Origin of the sequence: Streptomyces sp. NPDC059499, from assembly GCF_042749285.1 — a bacterium.
Taxonomy (GTDB): Bacteria; Actinomycetota; Actinomycetes; order Streptomycetales; family Streptomycetaceae; genus Streptomyces.
Map to the genome: position 1 here is coordinate 256,107 of NZ_JBHYTT010000009.1, position 10,606 is coordinate 266,712.

At 71.1% G+C, this 10,606-nt stretch carries 10 protein-coding genes; 5 read left to right on the forward strand and 5 right to left on the reverse strand.

Translation table 11 applies throughout. The annotated features are described in order from the left end of the window. Positions 1-21 precede the first annotated feature (21 nt). Positions 22-1,824 carry a beta-galactosidase family protein gene (locus ACFW9O_RS22325; protein WP_384611582.1) on the forward strand — a complete coding sequence of 601 codons (1,803 nt, stop codon included), beginning with the start codon at positions 22-24 and terminating at the stop codon, positions 1,822-1,824. A gap of 7 nt (positions 1,825-1,831) precedes the next feature. On the opposite strand, the gene ACFW9O_RS22330 is transcribed toward ACFW9O_RS22325, so the two are convergent. Further along, complete coding sequence (locus ACFW9O_RS22330; RefSeq protein ID WP_351177119.1) at positions 1,832-2,608, reverse strand: serine protease; 777 nt, start codon at positions 2,606-2,608, stop codon at positions 1,832-1,834. 256 nt (positions 2,609-2,864) lie between these two features. Here ACFW9O_RS22330 and ACFW9O_RS22335 point away from each other — a divergent pair, with 256 nt between their 5' ends. Together ACFW9O_RS22335 and ACFW9O_RS22340 are read left to right on the forward strand one after the other, a co-directional pair. Continuing rightward, the gene (locus tag ACFW9O_RS22335; RefSeq protein ID WP_384611584.1) at positions 2,865-3,776 is read left to right on the forward strand and encodes a hypothetical protein; all 912 of its coding nucleotides are present in this window, start codon (positions 2,865-2,867) and stop codon (positions 3,774-3,776) included. 32 nt (positions 3,777-3,808) lie between these two features. Beyond that, positions 3,809-5,290 (forward strand): ankyrin repeat domain-containing protein, encoded by a 1,482-nt coding sequence (locus ACFW9O_RS22340; RefSeq protein ID WP_384611585.1) that lies wholly within the window; start codon positions 3,809-3,811, stop codon positions 5,288-5,290. Positions 5,291-5,360: 70 nt separating this feature from the next. Here the strand turns inward: ACFW9O_RS22340 and ACFW9O_RS22345 are convergent, their stop codons facing one another. The 3 genes from ACFW9O_RS22345 to ACFW9O_RS22355 form a co-directional block, all read right to left on the reverse strand. Then, the gene (locus ACFW9O_RS22345; protein ID WP_384611587.1) at positions 5,361-7,019 is read right to left on the reverse strand and encodes a DEAD/DEAH box helicase; all 1,659 of its coding nucleotides are present in this window, start codon (positions 7,017-7,019) and stop codon (positions 5,361-5,363) included. A gap of 182 nt (positions 7,020-7,201) precedes the next feature. Then, positions 7,202-7,405, reverse strand: coding sequence for a cold-shock protein (locus ACFW9O_RS22350; RefSeq protein WP_015607926.1), 204 nt, complete (start codon positions 7,403-7,405; stop codon positions 7,202-7,204). A 499-nt stretch (positions 7,406-7,904) separates the two neighbouring features. Next, positions 7,905-8,405, reverse strand: coding sequence for a pyridoxamine 5'-phosphate oxidase family protein (locus ACFW9O_RS22355; RefSeq protein WP_384611588.1), 501 nt, complete (start codon positions 8,403-8,405; stop codon positions 7,905-7,907). 151 nt (positions 8,406-8,556) lie between these two features. Here ACFW9O_RS22355 and ACFW9O_RS22360 point away from each other — a divergent pair, with 151 nt between their 5' ends. Then, complete coding sequence (locus tag ACFW9O_RS22360; protein WP_384611590.1) at positions 8,557-8,844, forward strand: hypothetical protein; 288 nt, start codon at positions 8,557-8,559, stop codon at positions 8,842-8,844. Positions 8,845-8,888: 44 nt separating this feature from the next. On the opposite strand, the gene ACFW9O_RS22365 is transcribed toward ACFW9O_RS22360, so the two are convergent. Next, positions 8,889-9,458 (reverse strand): HutD family protein, encoded by a 570-nt coding sequence (locus ACFW9O_RS22365; RefSeq protein WP_384611591.1) that lies wholly within the window; start codon positions 9,456-9,458, stop codon positions 8,889-8,891. A 163-nt stretch (positions 9,459-9,621) separates the two neighbouring features. Here ACFW9O_RS22365 and ACFW9O_RS22370 point away from each other — a divergent pair, with 163 nt between their 5' ends. After that, positions 9,622-10,536, forward strand: coding sequence for a rhomboid family intramembrane serine protease (locus tag ACFW9O_RS22370; protein ID WP_384611593.1), 915 nt, complete (start codon positions 9,622-9,624; stop codon positions 10,534-10,536). Positions 10,537-10,606: the final 70 nt, after the last annotated feature.

The window sequence follows — 10,606 nt, forward strand, 5'->3', positions numbered from 1 at the left end:
ACACAGGAGCGTACGAGCACCATGAACGATTTCACCGTGGGGGACGACTGTTTCCGGCTGGGCGGGAAGCCGGTGCGGCTGTTGTCGGGGGCGTTGCACTATTTCCGGGTGCATGAGGCGCAGTGGGATCACCGGCTGTCGATGCTGCGGGCGATGGGCCTCAACTGTGTCGAGACGTACGTGCCGTGGAATCTCCATGAGCCGCGCCCCGGGATGTTCCGTGATGTGGGGGCGCTGGGCCGATTCCTGGACGCGGTGGGCCGGGCGGGGCTGATGGCGATCGTGCGTCCGGGGCCGTACATCTGTGCCGAGTGGGAGAACGGTGGGCTGCCGGTCTGGGTGACGGGGCGGTTCGGCCGGCGGGTGCGGACGCGGGATGAGGGGTACACGGCGGCGGTGGAGCGCTGGTTCGGGGAGTTGCTTCCGCAGGTGGTGCGGCGCCAGGTCACCCACGGCGGTCCGGTGATCATGGTGCAGGCGGAGAACGAGTACGGGAGTTACGGTTCGGACCGGGTGCATCTGGATGAGCTGGTGGGGTTGTTGCGCCGGTGCGGGGTGACGGTGCCGCTGTTCACGTCGGACGGGCCCGAGGACCACATGCTGACGGGCGGCTCGGTGCCGGGGCTCCTGGCTACGGCGAATTTCGGTTCGGGGGCGCGTGAGGCGTTCGAGGTGATGCGCAGGCATCGGCGGCGGGGGCCGCTGATGTGCATGGAGTTCTGGTGCGGCTGGTTCGATCACTGGGGTGCCGAGCCTGTCGTGCGGGATCCGGCGGAGACGGCGGATGCGCTGCGCGAGATCCTGGAGTGCGGTGCTTCGGTCAATGTCTACATGGCGCACGGTGGTACCAATTTCGGGGGCTGGGCGGGTGCCAATCGTGGCGGTCCGTTGCAGGACCAGGAGTTCCTGCCGACGGTGACGTCGTACGACTACGACGCTCCGGTCGATGAGTACGGGCGGCCGACGGAGAAGTTCCGGCTGTTGCGGGAGGTGCTGGCCGAGTATGCGGAGGGTCCTCTTCCGGAGTTGCCGCCGGAGCCGGTGGGGCTGTCCCCGGTGCGGGTCGAGCTGACGCAGGGGGTCGCGCTGGCCGGGGTGCTGGACGGGCTGGGCGATCCGGAGACGGCCGAGTCGGGTGTTCCGCCGACGTTCGAGGATCTCGGTGTGGACCGGGGCCTGGTGCGTTACCGGGTGGGCGTTCCGGGGCCGCGGCAGCCGTATCCGCTGGGTGCGGTGGGTCTGCGGGACCGGGCGGTGGTGTACGTGGACGGGGTGCGGGCGGGGGTGCTCACGGAGGAGCTCGCCGTGCTGGAGGAGCCGGTCGCGGGGCCCGCGGAGGTCGAGCTGTGGGTGGAGTCGCTGGGCCGGGTGAACTACGGTCCGCGGCTGGGCGAGCAGAAGGGCATCACGGTCGGGGTGGTCCATGAGCGGCAGTATCTGCACGGGGTGCGGGCCCGGGCGCTGCGGCTGGACGCGTTCGACGATGCGGGTGCGGTGGCCGGGCTGCCGTTCGGGAATGCCGGGGAGGCCGGGCGGACGGGTCTGTTCCGGGGGTTCTTCGAGGTGACGGGCGCGGCGGAGACCGGTCATGCGGGTCTCGAACTGCCGGGCTGGACACGGGGGTTCGTGTGGGTGAACGGTTTCTGTCTGGGGCGCTACTGGTCGGCGGGGCCGCAGCGGACGCTGTACGTTCCGGGGCCGGTGCTCCGCGAGGGTGCCAACGAGGTGTGGGTGCTGGAGCTGGAAGACGCCGGGGAGCCGTTCGTCGGGCTGGGCCCGGGGGTACCCGTCAGGACGGGTACCCCCGGGGACGGTCGGCGGTGACTGCGGGTCAGAGGCCGGCCGCCGCCGATGCTATGGCGGTGGCGAAGGTCGAGACCTGGGTGTACACACCGGGGTAGCCGGCGCGTGCGCAGCCTTCGCCCCAGCTGACGATGCCTGTCTGGATCCAGGCTCCGGCGTTGTCCTTGCGGAACATGGGGCCGCCGGAGTCGCCCTGACAGGTGTCGACGCCGCCGGTGTCGACGAGTCCGGCGCAGATCTCCTCGCTGGGGACGAGGTCGCTGCCGTAGGCCTGCTGACAGACGGAGTCGGAGACGAACGGCACGGTGGCCTTGAGCAGGTAGCGCTGCTGGCCGCCGCCTTCCCTGGCGGCTCCCCAGCCGGCGATGGTGAAGTTGCCCGTGTCGTACGCGGTGGTGGTGGCGATCTTCAGGGTGGGCAGGTTGATCGGCTTGGCGAGCTTGATGAGCGCCCAGTCCTTGCCCACGCCGTTGTAGCCGGGTGCCTGGAGGACCTTGGTGGACTTGACCTTGACGGCGCTCGATGACTGGAGGTCGACGACGCCGGCGGTGGCGGTGATGGAGGTGTTGTTGCCGGATCCGTTCACGCAGTGCGCGGCGGTGAGCACGATGGTCTGGGTGTAGAGGGCGCCGCCGCAGCCCATGGAGAGCCGGACCATGAAGGGGAATTCACCCTGTGCGGCGCGGGTTCCGCCGACGACGGGGTTGGGGGCAGCGGTGGCGCCGGAGGGCTGGAGGCTGATGGCGGCGAGGACCACCGCGGCGATGACGGAGCATCTTTTGAGGGTGCGCAGAAGCTGCTTCAACGGTTTGCCTGCTTTCGGGTGGGGGGTTCGGTGGGGGGTGCTGTGCAGGCGTGCGGGCGTGCAGGTCCAGGTCAGGGGCACGGCGGACCCAGCTCTCGGCATGCTCCCGACAAGAACGCTCCGATTATCGGGAAGCGATCACCGCTGCCACAAGGCGGACTTTCCAGCCAAGATCATCAGGCTGTGCGCGGGTCCCCTCCCTCACGGCTCGGCCTACAGTGAAGGTCCGTTGAGCGTCACTGATGGGGGTTCGGACGTGAGAGACGGCAGTAACGGCAGCAGTGGCAGTCCGGTCGTCCACGGGTTTCCGCATCTGGACACCGTCCGGTCCGCGATCACCGCGCTCTACCGGCGGATCTCCTACGACGGCGTGCACGGCTACGCCACCAGCCTCGTCCCCGCCGACGCCGCGTTCGCCGACGCGGACGATCTGCACCTCGGCTCCCAGCGCGTGGCACACGCCCTCGTGGAGCACCTGCATCTGCCCCAGGCCCGGATGATCGTCGGCTTCCGGGAGATGGAGCACGCCGCGAGCGTCGAACTCGCCGCGGGCCCGGAATACTTCATCGAGCTCAACGACCGGTTCCGGACGCACCGCAGGGACATCGGGGCGGCGCTCGCGCACGAGATCACGCATGTCCTGCTGCACCGGCTGGGCCTCGAGTTCCCCGGCACCCGCGACAACGAGATCCTCACCGACACGGTGACGGCCTACCTCGGCGCCGGCTGGCTCCTGCTGGACGCCTTCCGGGAGGACGCCACATCGAGCCAGAAGCTCGGCTACCTCACGCCGGAGGAGTTCGGGTACGTGCTCGCCAAGCGTGCGCTCGTCTTCGGCGAGGACCCCTCCGTGTGGTTCACCAGCCCGCAGGCGTACGCGGCCTACACCAAGGGCCGTGCCATGGCCCTGCGGGACCTCGACCGGCCACCGCTGACGGCCGCGGGGTGGGCGGGACGCCGCCGCTACGCCAAGGACCGCCGCGCTGCCGGGGACAACCCGGGTGCCGGGACCGGCCCGGACGTTCCCTACGCCTTCGAGCACGGTGACACGGGGCTGCGGGTCTCCTTCGCCTGCCCGACCTGCGGCCAGCGCATCCGGGTCCCGGTCCGCGGCCGGGTGCGGGCCCGGTGCGGACTGTGCCGCACCGTCCTGGAGTGCGACACCTGAGGTTCGTCCCGCATGCGCCGTAGGGTCGAAGTATGACGAAAGATCCGGCCGGGGACCCAGGCAACCTCTTCGAAGCGCTGTACGACGGTGAGGACGCCGTCGTACGAGCGCTCCGCGCGGGCGCGTCCGCCGAGTCGAGCGACACCGACGGGACCACGGCGCTGTACCTGGCGTCGGTGGAGGACCTGCCGGGCGCGGTGCGGCTGCTGCTCGCCGCAGGGGCCGATCCCGACCGGGCGAGCGGCCCGGAAGCGGGCGACCTGCCGCTGTGCGGCGCGGCGTGCGGCGGCCACGGCGAGGTCGTGGAGGCGCTGCTCGCGGCCGGCGCGGAGCCGGATCTGCGCGAGGAGTTCGGCTTCACCGCACTGCGGTGGGCGGTCGGCCTGGGGCACGCGCGGATCGCGGAGACCCTGCTCTCGCACGGTGCGGATCCCGGCCTGCCCGGCCCGGAGGGTGAGTCCCCGCTGGTGGTCGCGGCCCGGCGGGGATCCGCGCACACGGTCCGGACCCTGCTCCGGCACGGCGCGGCCGACCTGAACCGGGCGCTGGAGGAAGCCAGGCTCTGCCTGGGGCTGGACATCGAGCGGGAACTGCGCGACGCCCTGTCCGCGCTCTACGGTGACGGCACCGGCAGCGGCGGGATCGACGGCGGTTACACGACGGTGGTACACCGCACCCCGGTGGACGGCGGGGTGACGGTCACGGTCGAACTGCGTCGGGACGGTGAGCCCTTCGCGTCACAGGACCGGCAGACGGGACACGGAGCGATCGCGACGCTCCTGGAGAACGAGCTGGGTCTGCGGGCCCCCTTCGACGAGCTGGCGGCCCGTGCGCTGCGGGGTGCGGACCCGGAGCTGGACGACTGGCACGAGTCGGTCGAGGCGCTGTGGCTGCGCGGCGACGAGGAGACGTTCCAGGCGGCGGCCGCGTGGACGGCGAGCGGAGATCCGCTGCGGCAGGCCTTCGGAGCGGATGTGCTGGCGCAGCTCGGGTTCCGTACCGGGGCGAAACCGTTCACCTCGCGGTCGGTGCCGCTGCTGCGGGAACTGGCGCGGGAGGCCGTGGACGCGGAGCTGATCCGGTCGGCGGTCCTCGGCCTCGGCCACCATGAGGACCCTGCCGCACTGCCGGAGATCCTGCGCCACGCAGGGCATCCGGACCGGACGGTGCGGCGCGCGGTGACGCTGGCGCTGTTCGGTCCGGCGGCGGCGGACCGGCCGGAAGCCGTCGCGGCACTGATCACCCTGAGCGGGGACACCGACGAGGAGGTCCGTGACTGGGCGACGACGGCGCTGGCCACCACGGACGACGACACCCCGGAGATTCGGGAAGCCCTGGCAGTGCGACTGGACGACGCCGATCCCGACACGGTGGCGGAGGCGGCGCGGGGCCTGGCACGACGCGGTGACCCGCGCGCGGCAGAGGCTCTGGCACGCCTCCTGGCCGAAGAACCGGCGGACAGCTACGCGGGCACGACGGCCGCGATCGTCGTGGACGACGTCGCAGCCACGTAGGGCTTCTCGTCCGGATCACGGCAGGCGGAACATCGATCCGACCGGGCTCATACTCGGCCTGCCACGACCGCTACGCGGCCCGACGCCCCCGCGAAGGCGCACCGCTGCGCCCGCCGGAACCTCCGGCCCGCCCGGCCCCGGCACCACGGCCCGAGCCACCCGAGCCCGAGCCCGCGCCACGGGCGGAACCGCCGGACGCCGCGCCACGGGCCGAACCGCCCGAAGCCGTACCGGCACCCGCACCGGCGCCAGCGCCCGCACCGCCGCGACGACCCCGGCCGCGGCTTCCGGAGCGGAAGGACCCGCCGGCCGCCGCACCCGAACCCGTGCCGCGCGTACGCGGCTTGGGCGGCGTCGGCTCCGGCACGGCGATGACGATCGCGATGCCGGACGGCTCACGCGCACCGGTGATCCGGCTGAGCTCCTCGTCGCTGGACTTGATCCGGGTGGTCCGCGGCGCGATGCCCGCGTCCGCCATCAGCCGGGTCATGTCCCGCTTCTCCTCGGGCAGCACCAGCGTGACGACGCTGCCGGACTCCCCGGCGCGCGCCGTGCGCCCGCCGCGGTGGAGGTAGTCCTTGTGGTCGGTCGGCGGGTCCACGTTGACGACCAGGTCCAGGTCGTCGACGTGGATACCGCGGGCCGCGACGTTCGTCGCGACGAGCGCGGTGACCTCGCCGGTCTTGAACTGGTCCAGGGTCCGGTTGCGCTGCGGCTGGGACCGGCCGCCGTGCAGTGCGGCGGCCCGTACGCCACTGGCGAGCAGCCGCTTGGCGAAGCGGTCGGCGGCACGCTTGGTGTCCACGAACATGATCACCCGGCCCTCGCGGGCGGCGATCTTCGTGGCGACGGCCTTCTTGTCGGTCTCGTCCGCCACGTGCAGCACGTGGTGCTCCATGGTGGTGACGGCGCCCGCGGACGGGTCGACCGAGTGCACGACCGGGTCGGTGAGGAACATCTTGACCAGCCGGTCGATGTTCTTGTCCAGGGTCGCGGAGAACAGCATGCGCTGCCCGTCCGCCTCGACCTGCTTGAGCAGGGCGACGACCTGCGGCATGAAGCCCATGTCGGCCATCTGGTCGGCCTCGTCGAGGACGGTGATGGCGACCTGGTCGAGGCGGCAGTCGCCGCGCTCGATGAGGTCCTTGAGCCGTCCCGGCGTGGCGACGAGTACCTCGGCGCCGCGGCGCAGCGTGCCGGACTGCTTGCTGATCGACATGCCGCCGACCACGGTCGCCATCCGCAGGTTCACGGACGTCGCGTACGGCGTCAGCGCGTCGGTCACCTGCTGCGCGAGTTCACGGGTGGGGACGAGGACGAGCGCCAGCGGGGCGTGCGGCTCGGAGCGGCGTCCGGCGGTGCGCGCGAGCATGGCCAGTCCGAAGGCCAGGGTCTTGCCGGAGCCGGTGCGGCCACGGCCGAGGATGTCCCGGCCGGCCAGCGAGTTCGGCAGGGTGGCGCCCTGGATGGGGAAGGGTTCGGTGACGCCCTGCGCCGTGAGGGTCTTCTGCAGCGCGGCGGGCATGTCGAGTTCGGCGAACGCCTCGACGGCGGGCAGCGCGGGGGTGATGGTTTCCGGCAGGGCGAACTCGCCACCCTGCGACGGCGCGGGACGGCGGCGGGCCGGCGCCTTGGCGGAGCCTCTGGCGTTCACCTGTGCCCCGGCCGTGCCGCGCCCCCTTATCGGGCGGCTGCGGGTCGGTCGGTCCTGGCGTTCGGAGCGGGTCATACGGAATTGCCCTCCTGGGGGATTCCTGGGGTTACTGCCGACTGCTGTGGACTGCTTGATGTGCGCCCCAGGATGCAAGCACAGAGCAGATGTCCCCGGAGACAGAGCAAACCGGAAACAGCACAAACCGGGGCCCGCACCTTCACGGTGCGGGCCCCGGCTGCGAGGTACGCGTCCGGCAATTAGGCCGGGACGATGTTCTCCGCCTGCGGGCCCTTCTGGCCCTGCGTGACGTCGAAGGAGACCTTCTGGCCCTCCTGGAGCTCACGGAAGCCCTGGGTGGCGATGTTCGAGTAGTGGGCGAAGACGTCGGCGCCGCCGCCGTCCTGCTCGATGAAGCCGAAGCCCTTTTCCGAGTTGAACCACTTCACGGTTCCAGTAGCCATGTCATTCTCCTAAAAGAGGTGCAGTGCCGGAAATCCGCACTTTACGAATTCCAAGTCGCCGCATTGAGCCCCATCCGGAGAAAGCCGGAAAACAATAAAGCGCCTGAGGAGGGTTCCCGTCAGGCGCACATAAAGTTCATGGGTACCAAAACTGCAACTGGGCAACCGTAGCACGTTCTGTCGTCGTGCGGCAGCTCCCGCCACACCGACGGATGCAAAGGTTGGCTGACCAGGGGGGTCGCGGCGGCCGTTCGGCCAGGGTTCCGGAATCGTTCCCGGAGGCTTCCCGGGCCGTTCTCCCAAGGGTTGCGGGCCCTCGGGCGGCGGCGAGCGGAACCCTGTGGTCCGCCGGGGCCGCCCGACGCGAAGTCATTCACCCGAATGCCTCAGGACGCGCGTCCGGATCCGTGCCGGCCCGTGCGGGAATGCCGTCAGGAACCCGGTGCGGGTTGCGCCGAGCGGGTGTCGCCGCGGGGCCGTGCGGCCGCCGGCCGGGGTCTCACATCTCGCGCGGCGGACTGTCGTCGTTGCCCCGGCGGATCGTGCGCAGATCATGGCCGGGACGCCAGACCTGTACGACCAGGTCGTCGCCGTCGAGCCCGGTGCGGACCACTTCCGCCGGCTCGGCGCGGAAGAGGAGGAACGGCTCCGGCGGGGTCACGGCGTCGACGAAGCGCGCCAGGACGGCGGGGTCGGTCACCTCCACGGCCCGGCCGGAGATCCGGACGTCCCCGTCGGCCATCTCGGCGTCGGGTCCCGGGTTGGCCTGGAGGGCGAATCGCGGGTCGCGCCGCAGGTCGAGCGCCTTGCGGGAGCCCGGCATCATGCCGAACCACAGCTCGTCCAGCCGGAATTCCGCCTCCAGGCCGGTGACGCGGGGCGAGCCGTCCTTGCGGAGGGTGGCCAGAACATGGTGTTTGTACTGCTGGAACCGCTTTTGCACGGTGTCGGCGAAGGCCGGCTCCGCGGCCCGGAAGTCTTGCCAGGAACTCGATGTCATGAGGCCATCGAACCCTTCAATCCCGACACCTCCTGTCGGGATTGGCCGGACGTCACCGGATCGGATGCCGCCTTGTTGCAAGCGTGGTGTGCTGGAAGGGGTGCAGCCGTCGCCCCGACGGCGGGGAGGACCCCGCCCGAGGTGATTTCAGATGGCAGTCTTCATGAAGGCCCTCCTGCCCGGCACCACGGCCGAGCAGTACGACGCCCTCAACGCCGAGCTGCAGGCACTTCCCGGTGACACCTTCGCGGGGTGCCTGTCACATGTGTGCGTGCCGACCGATGCGGGCCTGGAGATCTACGACCTCTGGGAGTCCCGTGAGGCCATGGACCGGTTCGGCGCGCTGGTCATGCCGATCGCGGAGAAGCAGGGCATGCCCCAGGCCTCCGGGCCTCCGGCGGTCTCCCCGGTGCACAACTACTGGGTGCCCGGCGCGTAACCGCCCTGCCGTCCACCGTTACGCGGCACCCGGCGCTCAGCGCGTCACCGGCCCGGCAGGGTGACCACCACCGCGTAACCCCGCGTGCGCAGGACGCCCGGCGAGTCCCCGGTGGCCAGCACCGCGTCGTAGCAGGCCAGTTCGACATCCTCAGAGGCACCTTCAACCAGCGCTCCGTCCTCGAGCGCGACGGCGACGACCGCGCCGCCGTCCGGCGGGGTCAGCCGTACGGTGCCGCGCACGACGGCGGTCGATGCCGCCTCACGGCCGCGGCGGTACATCACGTTGAGGTTGACGACCGGTCCCCCGAGGAGGCGGCCCTCGGTCTCCAGGTCCCCGGGGAAGTCGTGGGGCCACAACGGCTCGTCGACGATGTGGTGTTCGCCGCCGACCAATAGGTCCATCCCCTCGCCCTCGACGACGGTCAGGGTCCGGTCGATGCCGGGGAAGAGGGAGAACGGGCCGTCCGCCGACACCTCGGCGAGGCTGATCCGCCAGTCGAAGGTGTCCGTCGTCGCGCCCTCGGGAGCCGCGGCGATCTCCCGGGTGACTCCCCCGCCGTTGTGCCAGGGCGCGGCCGCACGGCCGGCCGCCCTCAGTACGCGCAAGGCCACGTCGCTCTCCGATCGGGGTTCCGGCTGCGGGACTTCCGAGACTACGGGCTGTCCCGTACCCGGATGTGCCCGTCTCCCCCGGCGTTCGCTATCTTGAGCGCCGTCGCCCCGGCGGCCCTCCTCTCCGCCCGTCAATCTCCGCCCACGAATGAAGGAGCCGGCCATGGAGGCCGCCGCCACCACGTGTTACCGCCATCCGTCGTACGAGGCGTATGTGCGTTGCACGCGCTGCGACCGGTACATCTGCCCCGACTGCATGCGTGAGGCGTCGGTGGGCCATCACTGCGTGGAGTGTGTGAAGGAGGGGCAGCGCTCGGTCCGTCGGGCGCGTTCGCTCTTCGGCGGTGCGGTCCCGGCGGCCGCGGCACCCGTGGTGACGTACGTGCTGATGGCGTTGAACATCGTCGCGTACGTCGTCGAGGTGGTGCGTTCCGAGACGGTGGACAGGTTCGGGATGCTCGGTGCGGTTCTCGTCGATCCTGCGGGCGGGCAGTACTACTACAGGGGTGAGCAGGTCCCGGGATTCGATCTGGTCGGGGTGGCCGACGGCGAGTGGTACCGGTTGCTGACGGGTGCCTTCCTGCATCTGCCGCCGGACACGTCGTTCGGTGTGATGCACCTCGTCTTCAACATGTTCGCGCTCTGGAATCTGGGCCGGGTCGTCGAGGGGCACCTCGGCCGGGCCCGGTATCTGGCGCTGTACCTGCTGTCCGCGGTGGGCGGTTCGGTGTTGGTGTACCTGGTCTCGCCGGAGGACACGACGGTCGGTGCCTCGGGGGCGGTCTTCGGTCTGGCGGCGTCGTTCTACGTCATCAACCGGCGTCTGCGCAGCGACATGCACGCGGTCAATCGCTTCATGGCCGGTTTTCTGCTGTGGATGGTCATCTCGGCCGCGTTCACGTCGTGGGAGGGGCACCTCGGCGGGCTGCTGACCGGTGGCCTGGTGACGTACGGGCTCGCGTACGCCCCGGCGAAGTTGCGGACCTCGGCGATGCAGCTGGCCGGCGGTGTGGTGCTGGTCGCTCTGCTGGCCGTGGTGGTGGCGTTGAAGACGGCGTCGCTGACGGGCGTGGCCTGACGGCCCGCACGGCCGCGCCCCGCCGGGCGCGCTCCTCGGAGTGCGCCCGGCGGGGCCGGGGAGCCCGGGA